19 protein-coding genes are annotated in these 20,578 nt (G+C 38.7%); 12 read left to right on the forward strand and 7 right to left on the reverse strand.

All coding sequences use genetic code 11. From position 1 onward, the window contains the following. Together Q0507_RS05355 and Q0507_RS05360 are read left to right on the forward strand one after the other, a co-directional pair. Positions 1-320, forward strand: a 320-nt coding sequence (locus Q0507_RS05355) for a homoserine O-succinyltransferase (protein WP_298713486.1), incomplete at its 5' end; no start/stop codon positions are given. A 278-nt stretch (positions 321-598) separates the two neighbouring features. Beyond that, positions 599-1,870 (forward strand): O-acetylhomoserine aminocarboxypropyltransferase/cysteine synthase family protein, encoded by a 1,272-nt coding sequence (locus Q0507_RS05360; protein WP_298713489.1) that lies wholly within the window; start codon positions 599-601, stop codon positions 1,868-1,870. A 587-nt stretch (positions 1,871-2,457) separates the two neighbouring features. Here the strand turns inward: Q0507_RS05360 and Q0507_RS05365 are convergent. Next, on the reverse strand, positions 2,458-3,045 hold the full coding sequence (locus tag Q0507_RS05365; RefSeq protein WP_298713491.1) for a PepSY domain-containing protein: 588 nt from the start codon (positions 3,043-3,045) through the stop codon (positions 2,458-2,460). 414 nt (positions 3,046-3,459) lie between these two features. Between Q0507_RS05365 and Q0507_RS05370 the strand changes: the two genes are divergently transcribed. Beyond that, positions 3,460-4,026: a biotin transporter BioY gene (locus Q0507_RS05370; RefSeq protein WP_298713494.1), complete on the forward strand. Its 567-nt coding sequence runs from the start codon at positions 3,460-3,462 to the stop codon at positions 4,024-4,026. A 59-nt stretch (positions 4,027-4,085) separates the two neighbouring features. Here Q0507_RS05370 and Q0507_RS05375 read toward each other — a convergent pair whose 3' ends face one another. From Q0507_RS05375 to Q0507_RS05390, 4 genes are all read right to left on the reverse strand, one after another. Continuing rightward, positions 4,086-4,850 carry a TIGR03943 family putative permease subunit gene (locus Q0507_RS05375; protein WP_298713497.1) on the reverse strand — a complete coding sequence of 255 codons (765 nt, stop codon included), beginning with the start codon at positions 4,848-4,850 and terminating at the stop codon, positions 4,086-4,088. Positions 4,851-4,905: 55 nt separating this feature from the next. After that, positions 4,906-6,441, reverse strand: coding sequence for a permease (locus Q0507_RS05380; protein ID WP_298713500.1), 1,536 nt, complete (start codon positions 6,439-6,441; stop codon positions 4,906-4,908). Further along, positions 6,438-7,307 carry a GTP-binding protein gene (locus Q0507_RS05385; protein WP_298713503.1) on the reverse strand — a complete coding sequence of 290 codons (870 nt, stop codon included), beginning with the start codon at positions 7,305-7,307 and terminating at the stop codon, positions 6,438-6,440. The genes Q0507_RS05380 and Q0507_RS05385 overlap by 4 nt, the downstream gene beginning before the upstream one ends. 423 nt (positions 7,308-7,730) lie before the next feature. Continuing rightward, entirely contained in the window at positions 7,731-9,179 is a 1,449-nt protein-coding gene (locus Q0507_RS05390; RefSeq protein WP_298713506.1) for an aminoacyl-histidine dipeptidase, read from the reverse strand. 303 nt (positions 9,180-9,482) lie between these two features. On the opposite strand from Q0507_RS05390, the gene Q0507_RS05395 reads away from it, so the two are divergent. From Q0507_RS05395 to Q0507_RS05405, 3 genes are read left to right on the forward strand one after another with little or no spacing between them, the layout of a single operon-like run. Beyond that, positions 9,483-10,934: a nicotinate phosphoribosyltransferase gene (locus Q0507_RS05395; protein ID WP_298713509.1), complete on the forward strand. Its 1,452-nt coding sequence runs from the start codon at positions 9,483-9,485 to the stop codon at positions 10,932-10,934. 8 nt (positions 10,935-10,942) lie between these two features. Next, the gene (gene nadE, locus Q0507_RS05400; RefSeq protein ID WP_105086930.1) at positions 10,943-11,710 is read left to right on the forward strand and encodes an NAD(+) synthase; all 768 of its coding nucleotides are present in this window, start codon (positions 10,943-10,945) and stop codon (positions 11,708-11,710) included. A gap of 44 nt (positions 11,711-11,754) precedes the next feature. Beyond that, positions 11,755-12,732 carry an asparaginase gene (locus Q0507_RS05405; RefSeq protein WP_298713515.1) on the forward strand — a complete coding sequence of 326 codons (978 nt, stop codon included), beginning with the start codon at positions 11,755-11,757 and terminating at the stop codon, positions 12,730-12,732. Between the two features lie 280 nt (positions 12,733-13,012). On the opposite strand, the gene Q0507_RS05410 is transcribed toward Q0507_RS05405, so the two are convergent. After that, positions 13,013-13,789, reverse strand: coding sequence for an adenosylcobinamide amidohydrolase (locus Q0507_RS05410; protein WP_298713518.1), 777 nt, complete (start codon positions 13,787-13,789; stop codon positions 13,013-13,015). 254 nt (positions 13,790-14,043) lie between these two features. Here Q0507_RS05410 and Q0507_RS05415 point away from each other — a divergent pair, with 254 nt between their 5' ends. The 3 genes from Q0507_RS05415 (at position 14,044) to yfbR (ending at position 16,557) form a co-directional block, all read left to right on the forward strand. Next, entirely contained in the window at positions 14,044-14,952 is a 909-nt protein-coding gene (locus Q0507_RS05415) for a mechanosensitive ion channel family protein (RefSeq protein WP_298713521.1), read from the forward strand. Between the two features lie 140 nt (positions 14,953-15,092). Beyond that, complete coding sequence (locus Q0507_RS05420; RefSeq protein WP_298713524.1) at positions 15,093-15,941, forward strand: D-alanyl-D-alanine carboxypeptidase family protein; 849 nt, start codon at positions 15,093-15,095, stop codon at positions 15,939-15,941. Positions 15,942-15,966: 25 nt separating this feature from the next. Beyond that, complete coding sequence (gene yfbR, locus Q0507_RS05425; RefSeq protein ID WP_298713527.1) at positions 15,967-16,557, forward strand: 5'-deoxynucleotidase; 591 nt, start codon at positions 15,967-15,969, stop codon at positions 16,555-16,557. 201 nt (positions 16,558-16,758) lie between these two features. Here yfbR and Q0507_RS05430 read toward each other — a convergent pair whose 3' ends face one another. Beyond that, positions 16,759-17,643: an epoxyqueuosine reductase gene (locus Q0507_RS05430; protein WP_298713539.1), complete on the reverse strand. Its 885-nt coding sequence runs from the start codon at positions 17,641-17,643 to the stop codon at positions 16,759-16,761. Between the two features lie 155 nt (positions 17,644-17,798). On the opposite strand from Q0507_RS05430, the gene Q0507_RS05435 reads away from it, so the two are divergent. The 3 genes from Q0507_RS05435 to Q0507_RS05445 form a co-directional block, all read left to right on the forward strand. Then, positions 17,799-18,581, forward strand: a complete 783-nt coding sequence (locus Q0507_RS05435) for a xanthine dehydrogenase family protein subunit M (RefSeq protein ID WP_298713530.1) — start codon at positions 17,799-17,801, stop codon at positions 18,579-18,581. After that, a complete protein-coding gene (locus Q0507_RS05440; protein WP_298713533.1) occupies positions 18,581-19,033 on the forward strand; it encodes a (2Fe-2S)-binding protein in 453 nt (150 codons plus the stop codon). The genes Q0507_RS05435 and Q0507_RS05440 overlap by 1 nt, the downstream gene beginning before the upstream one ends. Next, on the forward strand, positions 19,033-20,578 hold a 1,546-nt coding region (locus Q0507_RS05445; RefSeq protein WP_298713536.1), incomplete at its 3' end, for a xanthine dehydrogenase family protein molybdopterin-binding subunit. The genes Q0507_RS05440 and Q0507_RS05445, both read left to right, overlap by 1 nt.

The raw sequence follows: 20,578 nt of genomic DNA on the forward strand, positions 1-20,578 counted from the left end.
CTGAACCAACAGGTGCAGCCATCGTTCGTAGTTTAGACAATAAACATATCTTTGTCTTTGGTCATGCTGAATACGATTGGGATACGCTTAACCGTGAATACGTACGAGATATCAAAAAAGGCATGGAAATGTCTGTTCCAGAAAACTATTTTCCTGATGACGATCCAAAACAACGTCCCATCGTACGCTGGCGATCTGTAAGTACACTATTATTTACAAACTGGCTAAACTATTATGTATACCAAGAAACTCCATATATCATTGAACAAATAAAGAAAATGAAATTTGAACGTGATAAAAACTTAGGTGCTTACATCTAAACTATCGTTAGTGATAGCTGCCCCTAATTACTTCCGAAATCTCTAAAGTAATCTAATCGGTCAAAAGTAATTAGGGGCTTTTTTGCCATTTTTTACAAAACGACTTAGCTTGCTTTGGAGGCTTTGGGGGAATGTTTCTAACGTTATTTGCTTTCACCATAGTTTAAAGTTATGGAAAAGATAATATAAAAAATAGTAGACATAACTTTTAAAGCATAGTACTATACTAGGTATAAAGAACGAAGTTAATGTATAGTCAATATAAAGGAGTTATCATAATGAGTAAGCAATACAGATTTGAAACATTACAATTACATGCCGGACACACGGTGGATCCAACAGGTGCTCGTGCGGTGCCTATTTATCAAACTACATCTTTCGTATTTAAAGATGCTGAGGAAGCTGCTGGTCGTTTTGCATTGACTAATCCTGGGGGCATTTATTCCCGCCTTGGTAATCCTACTACTGATGTGTTGGATGCTCGTGTGGCAGAACTTGAAGGTGGTGCAGCAGGTATCGCAGTAGCATCTGGCTCTGCAGCGATTACATATTCCATTTTGAACGTAGCTAACGCTGGTGATAATATCGTATCAGCATCTACATTGTACGGTGGTACTTATAACTTGTTTACTGCTACATTGCCACGTTTTGGTATCGAAACAAAATTCGTTAATCCTGATAATTTAGAGGAATTTGAAGCGGCTATCGATGAAAAGACTAAAGCTGTGTATATCGAGTCTATCGGCAACCCTGGTATTAATCTTATCGACGTACAAGCTGTAGCTGATATTGCGCATAAACACAATATCATCTTGATTGTAGATAATACATTTGCATCTCCATACTTGTTCCGTCCATTAGAGCACAGTGCTGACGTAGTAGTTCACTCTGCTACTAAATACCTTGGCGGTCACGGCACAACATTGGCCGGTATCGTTGTAGAATCTGGTAAATTTGATTATAAAGGTTCTGGCAAATACCCTGGTTTCTCCGAAGGTGATGAACACTATAACGGTTTAGTATTTGGCGATTTACCAATTCCATTCACTGTAAAAATTCGCGCTCAATTGCTTCGCGATACAGGTGCATGCATTACACCGCTTGCATCTTGGCAAATCTTGCAAGGTATTGAAACATTGTCCTTGCGTGTAGAACGTCACGTTGAAAATACTCGTAAAGTAGTAGATTTCTTGAGCAAACATCCTAAAGTAGCATGGGTAAATTACCCAGAATTAGCAGACAGCAAATACAAATCTTTAGCAGACAAATATTTCTCTAAAGGTATCGGTGCTGTATTTACATTCGGTGTAAAAGGCGGTAAAGAAGCAGGCATTAAATTCGTTGATGCTTTGGAAATCTTCTCCAACCTTGCTAACGTAGCCGATGCTAAATCTCTCGTTATTCATCCTGCATCCACAACACATGCACAACTTAACGAAGAGCAACAAAAATCTGCTGGCGTAACACCAGATATGATTCGTTTGTCCATCGGTCTTGAAAATGCAGATGATATCCTCGAAGACTTAGCACAAGCTTTAGACAAAGCATAATCTTTCGTACCTCTAGTTTGGACACTATAGATCAAACTTTCAGAACTTACAAATGACATCCTTAAGCAAGACTTAAGAAATAGAACACATAACTATCAAACCTATAAAACTTATACAAAAGGCCTCCCAATGGGAGGTCTTTTTGTTAGTATGTAATAGGTTTTATAAGTTTGAAGAGTTATATAGGGATGAATACAAATTTGATAGAATTGAACTCATAATATTGCTGATGGAGGGATATGTGTAGTTTCATAATGAGGAATGAGGAATGAGGATAGAGAATAGAGAATAGAGAATAGAGAATAGAAGGTATAATTTTATATATAAAAAGACCTTGGATTCAATGATCTAAGGTCTTTAAGGGAGTATAGTGTGTGTAACGTTTGGTCTGTGGTGTGTGAGCACAGACCGTTTTCCTATTGTGTGAGATAGGATTTTAGGGAGCCCGCTGTGAGGGTTACGGGCTCTCTAAGAGTGTGTGTTAGAGAGTGTATCCAAAGGATACAGTGTGTATAGTATGTGTGTTATATGTGTAGTGTGTCATCTAAGTGGGTTAGGATAGGGTTTCACTTGATGAAATAAAAATCTTAGTATTTTGTGTTTTTAACTTTTGCGCTAATAACTTTACCGGATGTAGCGTCAACTTTTACTTCAGCTTTTTTGCCACCGCCAGTTGTCATATCAAAGTCGTATACAATTCGACCGTTGTCGCGTTCAAGAGTCCAATCCATAGTTTGGAAGTCACCACCAACTTTTTCCATAGCTTTTGTTTCAGCTACTTCAGGGATGATAACGTTTTGAACGTTGATAGTTTTAGAAGCTTTGGAATAGCCTTTTACTTCTTTACCAACAACTTGACCAGATGCTTCGTCTACTTTAATTTCTACTTCACGGTTGCCATAGTAACCTTCTACTTCATAGTAAGGGTTGTGTTTAGCATCGTAGGAAATAGATTTTACAGTAGCGCCAGGGAATTGTTGTTGGAATACTGTAACAGCGCCCATGTAGTCAACAGAATAATTAGCACGAGCGGATGGAGCAACGCTACCAACACCGTCCCAGTTGCTACGGTGGTTGTAACCATGGTTGCTAGCGGCGCCAACTACACCTGCCAATAAGAATGTGCTAACGCCGAATGCGCATAATACTTTGGATACTTTCTTAACATTTTTCATAATTAATGCCTCCTGATACCAAATTATAATTTTCGATTATTTACGATTTTGTAAAAGTAGATTTTACTCAATCTACTTACGTATAATTTAATCTTGTTATATGAGAGTAAAATGAAGTTATATACATTTTGTATGAAGATGAGTATATCTTTTAGTTATTATGAAGTGATGATAATAACTATTAGTTATAGTCAAACTATAAGAGGTGCTAAAATATAGTTATATATAGTATTAGACTACATAGTAAACCAAATGTCAATCGCTATAGTTGACAATTAAAAATACAAGTGCTTTAATTTAGATAGTTAGTAGTTTGTTTCCGTGTTATCTTGGATCGGCTATATGTATAAAGTTATATATTCTCCATTGATAGCACAAATTTCTGCTTAGGTCTGTTATGAATGGAGGTATACCATGAGCTCTACTGTATCAAAACAAACTCGCATTACCACCCGTCAGTTAACGATGACAGCACTTTTTGTGGCATTAATTGCAGTTGGTGCTTTCATACGGGTTCCATTACCGAATTGTCCGTTTACATTGCAAATCTTATTTACTACATTAGCGGGCATAGTATTAGGCAGCCGTTTAGGCGCGGCCAGTGTTGGTATTTATATTGTGCTAGGTCTTATTGGAGTACCTATTTTTACTTCTGGTGGTGGCCCTGGCTATATTTTACAACCTACCTTTGGATATTTAATTGGCTTTATGGTTGGTGCTTATGCAGTAGGACGTATTGCAGAGTCAATGGATACACTATCGTTTAAACAATTGTTAGCTGGATCTATATTAAATCTATTTATTGTATATGGTCTTGGCATGGTATACCTATACTTCATTATGAATCTATATTTAGGTAAACCGATTGGTGTTGAAGCTGTCATTATTACTTGCTTCTTAATCCCAGTTGGTCCAGATATTTTCTTATGTGCCGTAGCAGCATCTCTTGGTAAAAGAATTATTAAAGAATTACAGCACTAATAAAACAATTTCTATTAAAAACGAGGCATAAAGCCTCGTTTTTCTTTTTACTTATTCTATTATGGGTATACATAGCCTAAAATTGGCTCTGCAGATTTGATTTTTGTAATTTCTATATAAGGTTGTTTACGGCCGTGGAAGTCTCGAGTAGAAACCTTACCTTCGATGGATACCCATTGTTCATTTTGTAAGCTATCACCATCTGTTTTATAAGCTGTCATGCCAATAGGGGCAACGTCAGCAATACAGCAAGCCATAGCCATACGAGAAATAGTGAATTCGTTCGATTTTAGTGTGTTATCTTCGCGATTAACATAGCCTGTCATGTAGACAGTATAGTCTTTATATTGTTCAGCGTTAGATCCAACTTTTACAATGGTTTGATAGAAATTGTCTGAGTTTAAAACGATTTCTTTTTTGTCTTTGGAAATACCTGGTTCCTTACTTTCACTATTAACTGTGATAACCTCGCCAATAGCGTCGTTCGTAAAGTCAAAGTTATTAGTGTCATCGTTTACACGAACGGCACCATGAACACCTGTTGAGGGTACAAGTACTGGTGGAACGATGAGCAATACAATAGGAATAACAATTGGCACGATAGATTTCCAGTTATGTTTATAGTATCTAGAAGGAGCCCAAATGATTGTCGCTAGACCGCCTAAAATAAGGGCTACACTGCTGATGCCTAGTAAAAGCTCATAACGTGGTGCAATATAGTTTAAATAACGACCTGTCACAATGAGGTAAATACAACAAATACCTAATGTAAGATACAATAGACCTTTCACGATGGAAAAACGATCTTTCAGTCCTAATGGCATGAAATCATCTCCTTTTAAGTAATAATTGGCATACTAATTAAGTAAAATTTGTAAACTAGCTAAGTAAGAATTTAAATACTAATGCTGCCATATACGACATAACGGCAATCGTTATGCTTAATCGTACGATAAATGAGGTAGGCATATATTGTTTTAATATATATACGTTTTTGATATCTAGCATCGGACCCAAGATGAGGAAGCCCATTACAGAGCTAATAGGGAACAAGGTGCTTAAGGATTTACCGATGATAGCATCTGATGTAGAGCAGATAGAGAAGAAGAATGCTAAAATTAGTAAAATTGGAATAGCTGCAAATTCTGGTAATGTAAATCCTGCATTGAGAAGCCAAGGTTTGCCATAGACTTGAACTACGGATAATACACCTGCAGCCATGGAGAAATAGAATAAGAGTTGAGAGAATTCTTTCTCCATATGGATTAACAATCTCTTCTTATTGATATGTTTAGTTTTAGCAGTTTCTAAAACGATTTCTTCGTAGCTAAGGCCCTGCGGCGTTCTTGCTTTCATCATAGATGTGGATGGAGGCCAGAATCGGAAGGAAAGGGCTACTAATAAGGCAACACCTAGTCCTAAAATGATACGCCACACGGAGAGCATCGGGTTATCTGGGAATGCATACCATGTAGAAAGAATGGTGACAGGATTGATGATTGGGCTTGCGAGCATAAATAGAAGGGCTACCGACAAAGGAATGCCTCGATCTATTAGAGCCTTGAATAGTGGGATGATGGCGCAGTCACAGACTGGCAAGGCAAAACCACTGACCATGGCAGCTCCATAGCTTTTCCAAGAATGGTCACCTAAAAGTTTCAATAGCACTCGTTGTGGCACGAAATAGCGAATAATCGTCGAGCCTACCGTGCCTAGCAAAAGAAACGGGATGGCCTCTATGATAAGACCAGTGATTATGGCAAAGCATTGGTGAATGGAATAGGGAATATCGTGGCGAAAGGCCGTGACTAACAGTATATAGGTCGTAATACCAATAACTAATAGATTAGGAATGAGTCCCCACGTAGAGTTCCGACATAATTGTTCCACCTTTTCTGGGGTGGGAGCTGTTACAATTTTAGCCTCTCCGTTGTAGTTGCGCAATAAAGCGTGATGTGTATCGGATTCTGTGATGATACAATCTGCGCTGTACAATTGACTCATTACGTCATTACCTAAACCAGGGAGTATGGTTGATACAAATTGATCGGTAGAAATATATAATATCTTCTCTATTTGTATTAGGTGCCTTAGTTTATCACTATATAGTAAGGCTTCTAATTGGTGAAAGCCTACCATGCCATTCCATTCAATCCATAATTCTTTTGGCTTTATTCGTTCTAGATAGTCCGCAATTTTACAGGCTAATGAGTCGTAAGATTTGGCATCACTAGGAACAATGGCACTGAGTTCGTCCGCATTGAGTTGTAATGGCTCTTTGACGAGTGGCACATTACCTTCTTCAGCGCTGATTAGTGCGGTACCACCCAACTTTTTACGATACTGTACTTGTTCGTTTATGAATGTGCTTTTACCAGATCCAATAAACCCCGTAACGATATAAACAGGTATCATGATTGACACACTTCGTTATGTACCATTGGTACATTAAAATCTGTGCCGATAACGACTAAACTATAGTCGTTGGTTTCACTAGGTGAAAGCGAACAGTAATGTGTGCTGTATTGGAGTTCATGAGGACCTTCCGTGGTTGGTACAATCCCTTTGGCACGAAGAACTGTATTTGGCATTCCTTCTAAAATGGTTTTCCACTGTGCGAGACTGAGAGTGCGTAAATCCTTAAATGTATGGCTCATAAATAAATGTTCATCGTGCAAGCAGTGGTCATCATGACAATGATACAGGCGCTTGATGTAATCTCGCAAACCAATGGTATCCCATGTTTCTTCATGGATTGGCGTATGAGGCGTAAGGTCGCGAATCATACGCTTTGTAATGCTTGTTTGTTGAATATCCTCTGTGTGGCTCAAAAAAATAGCATCGCTATGCGTGATTTGATCCTTGAAGAAGAGGCCAAAGTTTTTGATAAACATTGGTGCCTGCATAGCATCGACAGTTGTTATTGATGCATGAACGTAAGCCGATTTTGCAATGTCCTCGTCGTTACAAGTATGGATAATTTCACTAAGTTTGCTTACGCCAGATGGTTCGATGTAGATAATATCGATTTCGTAATTTTGGAGAATATCAAGCAGTGCTTGTTGGAAATTTCCTTGTAAGCTACAGCAAATACAGCCAGAGGTTACTTCGCGGACTGTAGCACCTGTTTTTGCTAGGTTAGCCGCATCAAGGCTAGTTTCACCAAAATCGTTTTCTATAATAAGAATTTTATCTTTAGATGTATGTTCTTTTAGTATATGTTGTAAGAATGTTGTTTTTCCAGAACCTAGAAATCCGGATATGATAACAATAGGGATCATATACACCTCCTGAGTAATGTAAACACAGTATACACCCATAGGATAACACAGAAAATACTCTATGGGGTATATGGAAAGTGGCGAACAGATCAGAGTTTAACGGACTTTTTTGAAATTTATAGGTTATATACTTTATATGAGTATACTAGCACATGTAGTTGATATTCATAATTATTTGTAAATATAATGACATGTGCAGTTTTGATTATATATGAAAGAATACGCCTATATGAATAAATATTTATTTGTAAATTCGGAGAAATTTTTATAAAAAAACCCTCCTACAAGATCGTTTAGTCGGAGAGGTTGACTAAACTACTTGTAGGAGGGTTGGAGAGACATTATTACATAGTTCTCGTGTTTTAATATATTATTTGCTTATAGTATAACAAAATATACATTAAAAATATAGTAATTATTATTTTATTGTAATTTTGCTAATAATGCTTTGAGATACACATATACATTTTCAACAGATGGTAAATGAACGCGTTCTGTTGGCGTATGCGGGCTCACGATAGTAGGGCCAAAGCTAATCATTTGTGTATTTGGTAATACCCCTTTTAACAAACCACATTCGAGGCCTGCGTGAATGGCATTTACATTAGCTGGCGTATCAAACATTTCGTTATGCAAGGAAATCGCTTGCTCTTCCAATTTGGAGCCTTTGTCGTATTCCCAGGCAGGATATCCACCTGTACGTTCTGCAGTTACGCCAAGCGCTTTTGCAAGAAGCATCATTTTCTTTGTTAAGAATTCGAGACTATTGCTATTGGAACTACGGATAGAAATGAGCACTTCAATAGTATGCTGATTTTCACGAACGATAGCAATATTATTGGATGTTTCCACAAGGTTTGGAATAGATTTACTTACAGAATGAACTCCATCTTGTGCAAGGTAGACATATGTAATAAGTGCTTCTGTTGTGTCTTCTGCATATACTATTTCAGGTGTAGCCACATCTTCAACTACGAATGTCAGACCTGGATCTTGTACGGTATATTCGTGTTGGTATTGTTTTTCTTGGTATGCTAATAATGTTTTAATGGCTGTCACGTCTTCAGAACGTACAGATAATACAGCGACTGCCTTGGACGGAATCGCATTATGTTTTACGCCACCTTCGAAGGACGCCAAGCTAATAGGATATTGTTGTTGAATATCATAGAGTACGCGAGTTAACACTTGGTTTGCATTTGCTCGTTGTTCGTTGATTTCGATGCCAGAGTGACCACCTTTAAGACCGGTTACTGTAATGGATAAGCCCGTATCATAGCCAGGTTGGTTGTTATCGCGTAACAATGGAATTCTTACGTGTACGTGGCAACCACCAGCACAGCTAACGGTAAAGTCGTGTTCTACCTCTGTATCAAGGTTGAGTAAGTAATCACCAGTTACTTGACCTTCTTTAATAGCAAAGGCGCCATCCATACCCGTTTCTTCGTTGGTAGTGAATAATAATTGCATTGGACCATGTTGTTGGCTTTCATCTTCAATGATAGCAAGCATCATAGCCGCACCCATACCATTATCAGCGCCTAATGTTGTATGGTCCGCACGCATCCATTCGCCTTCGATGATATTGGCGATTGGATTTTTAGAGAAATCATGGTTGGAGTCATGGTCTTTTACACAAACCATATCGATATGACCTTGCATGATGATGGATGGACGATTTTCATAACCTGGAGAAGCAGCTTTTTTGATGACTACATTTAAGAGTTCGTCTTGCTGCACTTCAAGATTTAAGTTTTGGGCGAAGTTTACGATGTAATCGCTGATGCCTTTTTCATTGCCAGACTCACGAGGAATTTGGCTCATTTCTTTAAAAATTTCTAGTACGCGTTTTGCTTGAACGATTGTTTCCATAATGGTACCTTTCATTCTCATGTAAATAATCGATATGTATGTATTATTGAAAGCTTTTAAATCTATATTTTAGTGGAACATTTAATTTATACAGTCCACTTGTTTTATAGCTTATAGTAAGAACTTTCACAGACATACATATGGAATATATAAATAATTACTATATATATATAGTTATATCATAATAAAGATTATTAGGATAGCTTATGTCAGGTGCTAGCTATATAGGAATTATATTGTATAATGAGGGTATACGAATAACGATTAACTAAATCCAATAGATTTTAGAAGGTTGGTGAACCAATGCAACATGAAAGTCGCAATATCAGCATGCTTATGGATTTTTATGAGATGACCATGGCACACGGCTACTTTACAAAGTTAGAAAATATGGATCGTGTCGCATTTGATGTTTTCTTTAGACGCAATCCAGACAAGGGTGGCTTCTCTATTTTTGGCGGTCTCGAACAAATCGTTGAGTACATTTTAAATTTACACTTTGATGAAAGTGACATCTCCTATTTACGGGACCAAGGCATTTTTAGTAAAGAGTTTTTAGCGTATTTAAAAGATTTTTCCTTCACTGGTGATGTATATGCCTTTCCGGAAGGTTCAATTATTTATCCCAATGAACCGATTATTACTATCGTGGCGCCTCTCATAGATGCACAAATCGTAGAAACTGCAGTGCTTACTATGATGAACCATCAATCTCTTATCGCCACAAAAGCTAATCGTATCGTTCGAGCTGCGGATGGTCGTATTGTGGCTGACTTTGGCGCTCGCCGTGCACATAATGTAGACGCTGCCGTATATGGTGCAAGAGCCGCTTATATTGGCGGTGTTCAGTCTACTGCAACGGTTTTAGCGGGTCAACAATTTGGTATCCCTGTCAGTGGGACCATGGCACATAGCTGGGTTATGTACTATGGCTCTGAATATGATGCTTTCAAAGCCTATGCCGAAGTATATCCAGATAATGCAGTATTCCTCGTTGATACCTATGATGTGTTAAATTCTGGTGTGCCAAATGCTATTAAGGTAGCAAAGGATGTATTAGAGCCAATGGGGAAACGTTTAAAAGGGATCCGCCTTGACTCCGGTGACCTTGCATATTTGGCTAAAAAAGCACGATGCATGCTAGATGATGCAGGTTTAGAGGATTGTAAAATCATGGCATCTAATAGCCTAGACGAATATACAATTACATCTTTGCTAATACAAGGTGGACCTATTGATATCTTTGGCGTAGGGGAACGCCTCATTACCTCTAAGAGTGATCCCGTATTTGGTGCCGTATATAAGATTGCTAGCATTGAAAAAGATGGTGTGTGGGAACCGCGCATCAAGATTTCTGAGACTGTTGAAAAAATTACTAATCCAGGGCTTAAAAAGGTATATCGTGTTTATAATGATAAGGGTCGTGCGATTGCAGATCTATTAACATTGTTGAGAGAGGTACCTGATACGGAGGAACCATATCGATATATCGACCCTGAACAACCTTGGCGTGAATTATATTTTGAAAACTGTACCTTCAAAGAGATGAAGCAACTCGTTATCAAGGATGGTAAACTCGTTGTAAACTTGCCAACATTAGAGGAGATTCGACAATATGTACAGGAACAATTATCTAATGAAATTTGGCCTGAAGAGCAACGCTTTGAAAACCCACATCGTCACTATCTTGATATGAGTCCTAGCTACTATCAATTGAAGATGGATTTATTGAACCGTATTTACCGGAAAAAGTAGGAGGGTTTATGTTAGAAAATCCACAAGCTACAAAGGATGCCCTCGTTCAATGGATTCGAGATTATTTTTGTGAAAATGGTCCTAACTGTAGTGCTGTAGTCGGCATTTCAGGTGGTAAGGACTCTACTATCGTGGCCGCTCTTTGCAAAGAAGCCCTCGGTGCAGATCGCGTTGTGGGTGTTCTTATGCCAAATGGAGTTCAATCGGATATTGATGATGCCAAGGCAGTTGTGGAGTACTTAGGTATTCCACATATGACGGTTAATATAGGTGCTGCCTATGAGGCTTTAACTCAAGCTATCGTTCAAGGTGAAGGGTATGAAGCTGTAACGGAAAGAGCTGATTTATCTAAAGATGCTGCCATTAATACGCCACCTCGCCTCCGGATGGCAACTCTCTATGCAGTAGGGCAAAATTTGCCAAATGGTGCTCGAGTAGCAAATACTTGTAATGGCTCTGAAGATTATGTAGGGTACTCCACAAAATTTGGTGATAGTGCAGGAGATTTTAGTCCTCTCGCACAACTCGTGGTAGAAGAGGTTCGTCAAATAGGTAAACTCCTTGATATTCCATTATATCTAGTTGATAAGGTACCAAGTGATGGTCTTAGTGGTCAGTCAGATGAGGATAAATTAGGATTTACCTATGCTGTACTGGATCGTTATATCAGAACTGGTGAAATTGAAGATCAGCCGACAAAAGAGCGAATAGATCATCTGAATCGAATCAATAAACATAAATTAGAATTGATGCCGTCATTTGATCCAAATCTTTAAATTCAACAACAATAATTGTTTTATAGTTTTATAGTGGAGATAATATGGAGACAAAAATTGCTTTGATTGGTACTGGTGGGACCATTGCAGGACAAGGTGCTTCTGATACCGATCTGACAGGCTATACAGCAGGGGTGTTAGGTCTCGACGAAATTCTAGCCTCTGTACCTGGTACAAAACCGTATGGTCCTTATACATATACTCAGTTTAGTAATATTGAAAGCTCTGATATTACCGTAAATCACTGGTTAGAACTTTCTAAGTTGGTGCAAAAATTGGTTGATCGAGATGATATCGGTGGTGTTGTTATTACTCACGGCACAGATAGTATGGAGGAAACTGCATACTTTTTAAATCTAACTGTTCATACTGACAAGCCAATTGTTGTTACTGGATCTATGAGACCTGCTGGCGCTATCAGTGCTGATGGTCCAATTAATTTGTTGCAAGCTATTCAAGTAGCGAGAACACCAGCATCTGTAGGCAAAGGTGTGGTAGTAGTGTTAAATGGCTATATTGATGGGGCGCGGGATGTATCTAAGTGCAACACTACTAATGTAGCGACCTTTGATAGTCCATTGGTGGGACATCTTGGTATTGTACAAGATGGGGTTGCACATTACTATAAAGAGTCTACTCGCTGTCATACTAAGGACTCTGTATTTGATGTAACTAAATTAACAGAGTTGCCTCGTGTAGTGATTTTGACTTGCTATGGCGGTATGGATGATATGGTACCTATGAGTGTGGTTGCTACAAATCCAGACGGTTTGATCTTAACAGGCCTTGGTCATGGCACAATCCCGCAAAATGTACGTCAAATCACACAAAGTACAACGTTCCCAATCGTACGTGCGTCTCGCACTGGTAGTGGCATGGTATCTGCAGTACCACAAGATTCATTGGCTGGCTATCTTGTAAGTGATACATTGAGCCCGCAAAAAGCTCGTATCCTACTGATGTTAGGGCTTACAAAAACTAAAAAACTTAAAAAGTTACAACAATTTTTCCATGAATATTAATGGCGCATTGTATTAAAGGAACATAATGATTCCTTGAATCTATTCTTTGAATATAAAGAATAAATTGATAAAAGTTGAGAAAATATCTCAAAATTTAATTTGATATTCATTTTCAAGAATTAAACTATGTGTAACAGTTTTATATGCAATAAACCGCACATTCCGATCGCCTAGGATGTGCGGTTTTTCATATGTATATATTATTTTTATAAATGAGCGGAGCATAGAGCGATAACTTCGGGTTTATTAAGTCAGATTGTTTTTATATCACCTTATATGGTTATTCAGCGCCGATAGCATTTTCTAGTGCCCTTTGCACACCGACATAAACTGCCTTGGCTAAGGTGTCGCCAAATAGCGAGAAGGAGCCTGCATCAGTTAAGATATCACCGTTTGTATCGATGGTGAGAATGATACCGTCTGTAGAAGTGCCCGTAGCGGATGATTTGCGTTCTTTTGTAATCGCGTCAGGAATGTCTTCATTAATAAATGGATGGAGGCGTACGCTTTCAACATCCCAATCTTGTAGGGCTGCGGTTTTAGCCTCGGTAATCGTCATGATAGCTTTTACCATAGCACTATCTGTTAAAGCCTTGTTTGTAAATACAAGGATGTTAATTGTGCCAGGCACTACGAATTCTCCATCTCGCTCTTCGTAGCAATAGCCTGTACCTGCGCGATGAGCTGTTTTTTCATATCCTGCAGTTACGATGGTTTCCACGATAGTATCATGCTCCTCGACTTTGGCATAGGCGTGTAAATTCATTGTCGCAGACGTAAGGAGTGCCGTACTAAAATGAACTGGTGTATCGATGTGTTCAAATTCTTGAGCCAAATAATTGGCTACAGAGCCACCTGGTAAATCTTTTTCTGTTTCGATTTGATATGTTAGCTGTTGATTACGCACAGCTAGAGTATGGTGATAACCGCCGTTTAATTGCCCACTAGAAAGGGAATAATGAATATCGTCAAAGTGTATTGTGAGGGAGTGTAACTCTCTAGTTACATAACCTCCAGTGGCAAGCTCTTGGGGTGCTTCGTATGGATTATTGAACATTTCAGTCTCCCTGAACTAATTACTAATTTATTTACCCTCTATATTGGTATATATGATATACTGTATATTCTTAAATCTATATTGTTTGCAATATATTATTATATAATATTTCTATAACTTTACTGTTATAGGAGAAATTATATCATACTTTTACTATGAAATTTGGTATACTAGCAAGTGACTAAATAATAAATTAATAGAAGAGGATACATAGAAGAGGATACGTTGAATAATAAAATATCGAGGAGATTTATATGACTGAACTTTGGGTAAATTTGTCATCAATGTTGTTTGATGATGCCAATGTATTACTTTATTTTAAAGACTGGTTTTTTAATCAAGCTGGAAATATTTTAATTGCCTTAATTATATTTTTGATTGGTAGACGACTCATTCATTGGGTACAAAGTATTGCAGAACGCTTGATGACACGTGCTCAATATGATCCGGCAGCGATGAGCTTTGTGAGCCAAATTCTTTATTATGTATTATTGGTAGCGCTCGTTTTAATTTGTATTAACCAATTAGGTGTTCCTACTACAAGCTTTATAGCTGCCTTTGGTGCCTTCGGTTTAGGTATTGGTTTGGCTTTACAAAATAACTTGGCAAACTTGGCATCTGGTTTGCTAATTTTGTTGTTTAAACCATTTCGTGCAGGTCACTACATTTCAGTAGGTAATATTGAAGGTAATGTACAAGCTATTCAATTTATGAATACTATCATTACTACGAAGGACCAAAAACGAGTTTATATTCCAAATTCTCAATTGACGTCTAATCCAGTAACAAATTTTTCTTATATGAAAGAACGTGTAATTCCGTTTATTTTCGATATTGGTTATAACAATGATCATCATGAAGCGATTCAAGTATTAAAAGATGTGTTTGCAGCTGATAAACGTGTAATAAATCATAAGAATATGGAAATCGGTATAAAAGAATTTGGCGATAACTCAGTCCGTATTGCTGCTTTTGTACGCGTAAAAACGAGTAATTATTTGGACGTTTATTATGATACGATGTCTAGTGTGAAAGATGCTTTTGACAAACATGGCATCGATATTCCATTCCCTCAACGTGTAGTATATGTACAAAATATTGATTCTCCTGCAGTTGAGCATGAGGCAAAACTTGATGGTGAAAATAATAGCAATAAATCATAGCTTTTAAGGAAGGTCTTTGATAGATAATATTACTTACATGAAATGCTATTTCGTTAGGCAGATGTAATATGTATATATTTTAGGATGATAATATTAAAAAAAGTATGCTAGAAGTCATATTTGTTTAGAAAGAGAGAAGTATGTTTAAAGGTTTTAAGAAGATGGTTTTGACTGCCACCTTCGCTGTGACAGCTGTGTTTGGTGCTGTAGGAGGTGTGCCAACGGCATTGGCAGCATACATTGCTCCGCCATCTACCGTAGGTGAAGCAGTGGTCCTCATTGATGCGGACACAAAAGAAATCTTATTTTCTAAGAATCCTGATAAGTGGATGCACCCAGCAAGTACTACGAAAATGGTTACCTTGTTAACTGCTCTAGAGCTAAAAGGCACGCAGCTTGATGAACTAGCTACTATTAGTAGCTATGCTACAAGCATGGAGGAGTCAAATCTCGGTGTTCGCGTTGGCGATCAAATTACATTAGAAGGCGTTATTGAAGGTATGATGGTTGCCAGTGGTAATGATGCGGCCGTTGTGGTAGCTGAAAATGTAAGTGGTTCTGTAGAGAAATTTGGTAAAGATATGACTCGCATTGCTGCAAAAGCAGGAGCGAAGAATAGTGTGTTCTTGAATCCTCATGGTTTAACGCAAATGGGGCACCACTCTACGGCTCGTGATTTGGCAATGATTGCCGCATATGGCATGAAATATCAAATGTTCCGCGATAAGGTTGCCAACGACTACTATAAGGTGCCATACCAAAATCGTGCACCAGAAACAATACGTACCACAAATCATTTTATTCGCAACAAATATCCAGGTGCGAATGGTTTGAAAACGGGCTTTACAAATGCTGCTGGTGAATGCTTGATTGCATCTGCGACGCGTAAGGGACATACTATGATTGTGGTTATGCTTAATGATGATAATCGTTGGGAAGAAGCGGTTCAATTCCTAGATTATGGATTTAAATTACGTGGGGTAATTTAAGGATCTATTGTGTAATGGAGGATATATGAGTTCATTTTTCGCATTTTTAAAACGTATGCGGTTTATCAATCGATGGAGCCTCATGCGAAATACGGAAACAGAAAATATTCAAGAGCATAGCCTTGAAGTGGCCATGGTAGCGCACAACTTGGGGGCTATAAAAAATGAATACTTCGGCGGTAATGTAGATATTAATAAGGTAGCTGTCATAGCCATGTATCATGAGGTGAGTGAAATCTTTACAGGCGATATGCCGACTCCCATCAAATACTTTGATCCAAAGTTACGGGAGCTTTATGGCGAGGTTGAAAGATTGGCACAAGCGAAGATGCTCTCCACCTTACCAGAACGACTACAAGCTGTTTATAAGCCTATAATCGTAGATGCTGAGGATAGTCCAGAATGGTCCATTGTTAAGGCTGCTGATACGATTTCAGCCTATATGAAATGTGTGAACGAACTCAAGGCTGGAAACGATGAATTTAAAGAAGCGCATGACTCTATCTTAGCTAAGCTAAAAGTACTCCATATGCCGGAGGTGGATATGTTCCTTGAAACATATATGCCAGCTCTTGGTAAGAGTTTGGATGAGTTGAACTATTACGAAATCAAATAACTAATAAAAAGAGACGACCATTGGTCGTCTTTTTTTAGTTCTATGTAATTATAGATTTCTACTTATGTGACTATTATTGCTAGTTTACTTATGTACTATTATTGCTGGTTTGCTTATGTGACTTATTGGCAGTCTGCTTGTATGACCATTAGAAACATATTGCGTAATCATTATATGCGCAATCATTATATAGTGTAATAATTATAATTTGTTTTTCCTATCTATAATTTCTTGATTTCTTATCAATATTTTTTTACCCCTCCACGAGAAGGCGCGTTGCCCATATTTTGCTTTGAACTCTTTGTTTGTTAGTGTTTCTAGTTCGTTTATATCGATATACGGTTCTATCTGTTGAAATTCAGGGATAGGCGTAGTTGGAATATTTTTGTTGTGAGGACACACCTCTTGGCACACATCACAACCAAATACGAGTGGAGTTTTAGCGAGGATATTTTCCTCTTCATCAGTGAGCTCTCCTTTTTTCTGAGTCAAGTAGCTTTTACAAGTGTCGTATTTAAACTCGTCATGGCCTAAACATTGACCCAAGCAAGCTGTGATACAACGATTGCATCCCATACAGGATTGTTCAAGAGGCGTATTTGGCTCGATTTCAAGTGTTGTTAAAATTGTACCGATAACGATATAGGAACCCCATTTAGGACTGATGAAGCAATTGTTTTTTCCATAAAAACCAAGACCTGCCAAATAGGCCATGTACCGATCTGCTAAAGGTGAGGTATCACAATGAATGGAGAACTGAGCTGATTCATCTATTATTTGTAATTTTTCAATAAGTCGTTCTAAATATTCATTAATGACCAGGTGATAATCTTTAGCCCATGTATAGCGAGATAGATTTGAGGGGGCCTTATGTTCTACGTAATATGGGAATAGACAAACGATTGCACTTTTAGGTGTAAACTGGGTTGTTCCTAGCAGTCTTGCTTCCACATCTGCAGTAGTAAAGGGGCATGGGTTACTTTCAGATAAAATGGTTTTTGCATTTTCAGGTAATGGCCAAGAGGCAATCCCAAATTCATAAATATGTAATTCTTTGCAAATTTCATGTAAATTTGAATATTTTATCATAGATTTAGTGGTGAATTATTGGTAAAATAAAAGTATAGAAAACGCAAGGAATTCTATAGATTCTTGCTAAGTTTGTAGTTTGGTGAGAACTATATTTTCATAGTTATCACCATAATTCTGTTAGTATTAGTATACCATTGAGAGGACAGATTATGTTAGCATTTATGAAAGTATTACAACCGAAGACGGTGGAAGAGGCTTATGAACTAGCCGCCAAGAACAAAACTGCTCCAATGTTAGCTGGCGGCTGTTGGCTGCGTTTAGGTCGACGCACATGGCCATCAGTGATTGATATGGCAGGTCTTGATTTGCGTTATGTTCGTGAAGAAGATAACGAATTTGTAATTGGCGCTATGGCGACACAAGGAGATGTGGAACGTTTTGAGCCATTACAACAATTCTGCGGCGGCGCCGTAGTTAAAGGAGTCAAGGAAATCCTTGGCGTTCAATTTAGAAATACTGCTACCATGGGCGGCTCTGTAGCAAGTAGATTTGGTTTCTCCGATATCATTCCTGCATTATTGGCGGTGCATGCAGACATCGTTACCTTTAAAGGTGGTCGTATGTCCATGCAAGACTATATGAAGTATAGAGAACGTGATATCCTCGTGGAAATTCGCATCCCTAAAGTAGATGTACCTGTAGCTGTTGAAGCTCTTCGCATCTCTCGTGGCGACTTCCCATTATTGACAGGTGCTCTTCGCCATGACGAAAAAGGCGTTGAATTGTACATTGGTACAAGACCTGGTACACCTCAATTGGCAGAAAAAGCAAGTGCTTTACTTTCAGAAAAAGGATTGTCCGCAGCAAAAGAGGCAGGTCAATTGGCATCTGAAGAACTAGTTTATCAATCTAATTCCCATGCGTCTAAAGAATATCGTATGGAGATGGTAAAAGCAATGGTTCAACGCTTAGCTAAGGAGGTGGCACAATAATGGAACTCGTACTTAATATTAATAATAAAAATGTAACGGTTAATGTGCCAACTGATGAAATGTTGTTAGACACATTGCGTAACCTTGGTTATTACAGCGTGCGTTGTGGCTGTGATACAACAAACTGTGGTCTTTGTACTGTATGGGTAGATGATGAAATCATCTTGTCTTGTGCATATCCTTCCTTCCGTGCACCAGGCCATAAGATTACTACATTAGAAGGCTTACAAGAAGAAGCTGAATTATTGGCGGACTGTATCGCTAGTGAGGGTGGGGACCAATGTGGTTTCTGTACGACTGGCATGATGATGAGTGCAATCAATTTGAAACGTAAAAATCCAAAGGCTAGCGATGATGAAATCCGGGAGTACCTCATTGGTAACCTATGCCGTTGTACTGGCTATGAAGCACAACTTCGAGGGGTTCGTAAATTCTTAGAAGGAGGCCTATAATGAAAAAGCACATTGGTAAATCTTATGACAAAGTTGACTACAAAGGTATTTTGTCGGGTAAACCATCCTATACAGGTGATTTTGTTCCAAAAGATGCGCTAATCATAAAGGTTCTTCGTAGTCCTCATGCACATGCGCGCATCAAATCTATTGATACATCTAAAGCTAAGTTGATTCCGGGTGTAGAAGCAATTTTTACACATGAAGATGTGCCTAAAACTCGCTTCACATTGGCAGGTCAAACATATCCAGAGCCATCTGCATATGATGCGCTTATCTTGGAGCCTGTAGTTCGCTACGTTGGAGACGAAGTAGCCCTCATAGTAGCAAAAGATGAGGCTACAGCGCTAAAAGCTATGCCTCTTATCAAGGTTGAGTACGAAGTACAAAAACCTGTGCTTGATATGCATACAGCTATCGATCATGAAACAATAGTACATCCTGAAGACGATATTCACAACAATATCCCTGTAGGTCAAGACTACAAACGAAATATTTGCGTATCTTATCACAAACGCGTAGGTGATATTGAAGCAGAACTTGCTAAATGTGATTACGTGGCAGAAGGTACATACTTTGATCAAGCCACACGCCAAACATCGATGGAAACATTTCAAAGTTTTGGCTACATTGATACATTAGGTCGTGTAGTTGTCGTATCCTCTACACAAATCGTATTCCATGTACGCCGTCACATCGCTCGCGCACTTGGCATTCCTGCTACGAAGGTTCGCGTGTTGAAACCTCGTATCGGTGGGGGGTTCGGTTCTAAACAAACGGCTTGTACAGAAATTATGACAGCTTTTGTAGCGTGGACTTTGAAAAAACCTTGCTACCTCGCATATGATCGCACAGAGGCGCAAACTTGTTCCACTACACGTCACGCTCGAGAATGGAAAATCCGCGTAGGTGCTACAAAAGACGGCATCATCAAGGTTATCGACATGGATTCTATTACAGCCGCTGGTGCTCACGCAACACACTGTTTCACTACTACAACGGCTGGTGAACATAAATCTGTGCCTTTGTACAACAAAGCTACTGCTGTTCATTATGGTACAGAAGGTGTGTATACCAACCATACTCCAGGTGGTGCTTTCCGTGGGTACGGTGCAACAGAAGCCTTGTGGCCATTAGAATGTGCTGTTAACCAATTGGCTGACAAGATGGGAATTGATCCAGCTGAATTACGTCAAAAGAACTTGATCGCGGAAGGTGAACAAAGCTTAGTATATGCTCCAGATGAATACCTTGATTCTGGTCTTTTCCAAGATACAGTAAATCGTGTAAAAGAAATGGCTCGATGGGATGAACGTCCTCACTCTTGGGATATCGATGAACGTTATCGCGGTGGCCTTGGTATGGCTTTAGCATTACAAGGCTCTGGCGTCGCAAATATCGACGTAGCATCCGTTGAAATTCGTCTTGGTGATGACGGTAACTATACATTGTATACTGGCTCCTCTGATATGGGCACGGGCTCTAATACTGTATTGACTCAAATGGCCTGTGAAGTAATAGGTTGTCCTATGGAATATATGACTG

The sequence above is a fragment of the uncultured Veillonella sp. genome, from assembly GCF_938010505.1.
Lineage (GTDB): Bacteria > Bacillota > Negativicutes > Veillonellales > Veillonellaceae > Veillonella.

Excerpts from the sequence above, each read along its gene's own strand:
- nadE (WP_105086930.1), top strand. The coding sequence starts at position 10,943 with ATGTTAGAAAATCCACAAGCTACAAAGGATGCCCTCGTTCAATGGATT.
- Q0507_RS05395 (WP_298713509.1), top strand. The coding sequence starts at position 9,483 with ATGCAACATGAAAGTCGCAATATCAGCATGCTTATGGATTTTTATGAG.
- Q0507_RS05435 (WP_298713530.1), top strand. The coding sequence starts at position 17,799 with ATGTTAGCATTTATGAAAGTATTACAACCGAAGACGGTGGAAGAGGCT.
- Q0507_RS05365 (WP_298713491.1), bottom strand. The coding sequence starts at position 3,045 with ATGAAAAATGTTAAGAAAGTATCCAAAGTATTATGCGCATTCGGCGTT.
- Q0507_RS05415 (WP_298713521.1), top strand. The coding sequence starts at position 14,044 with ATGACTGAACTTTGGGTAAATTTGTCATCAATGTTGTTTGATGATGCC.
- Q0507_RS05440 (WP_298713533.1), top strand. The coding sequence starts at position 18,581 with ATGGAACTCGTACTTAATATTAATAATAAAAATGTAACGGTTAATGTG.
- Q0507_RS05390 (WP_298713506.1), bottom strand. The coding sequence starts at position 9,179 with ATGGAAACAATCGTTCAAGCAAAACGCGTACTAGAAATTTTTAAAGAA.
- Q0507_RS05405 (WP_298713515.1), top strand. The coding sequence starts at position 11,755 with ATGGAGACAAAAATTGCTTTGATTGGTACTGGTGGGACCATTGCAGGA.
- Q0507_RS05375 (WP_298713497.1), bottom strand. The coding sequence starts at position 4,850 with ATGCCATTAGGACTGAAAGATCGTTTTTCCATCGTGAAAGGTCTATTG.
- Q0507_RS05420 (WP_298713524.1), top strand. The coding sequence starts at position 15,093 with ATGTTTAAAGGTTTTAAGAAGATGGTTTTGACTGCCACCTTCGCTGTG.
- Q0507_RS05410 (WP_298713518.1), bottom strand. The coding sequence starts at position 13,789 with ATGTTCAATAATCCATACGAAGCACCCCAAGAGCTTGCCACTGGAGGT.
- Q0507_RS05385 (WP_298713503.1), bottom strand. The coding sequence starts at position 7,307 with ATGATCCCTATTGTTATCATATCCGGATTTCTAGGTTCTGGAAAAACA.
- yfbR (WP_298713527.1), top strand. The coding sequence starts at position 15,967 with ATGAGTTCATTTTTCGCATTTTTAAAACGTATGCGGTTTATCAATCGA.
- Q0507_RS05380 (WP_298713500.1), bottom strand. The coding sequence starts at position 6,441 with ATGATACCTGTTTATATCGTTACGGGGTTTATTGGATCTGGTAAAAGC.
- Q0507_RS05370 (WP_298713494.1), top strand. The coding sequence starts at position 3,460 with ATGAGCTCTACTGTATCAAAACAAACTCGCATTACCACCCGTCAGTTA.
- Q0507_RS05360 (WP_298713489.1), top strand. The coding sequence starts at position 599 with ATGAGTAAGCAATACAGATTTGAAACATTACAATTACATGCCGGACAC.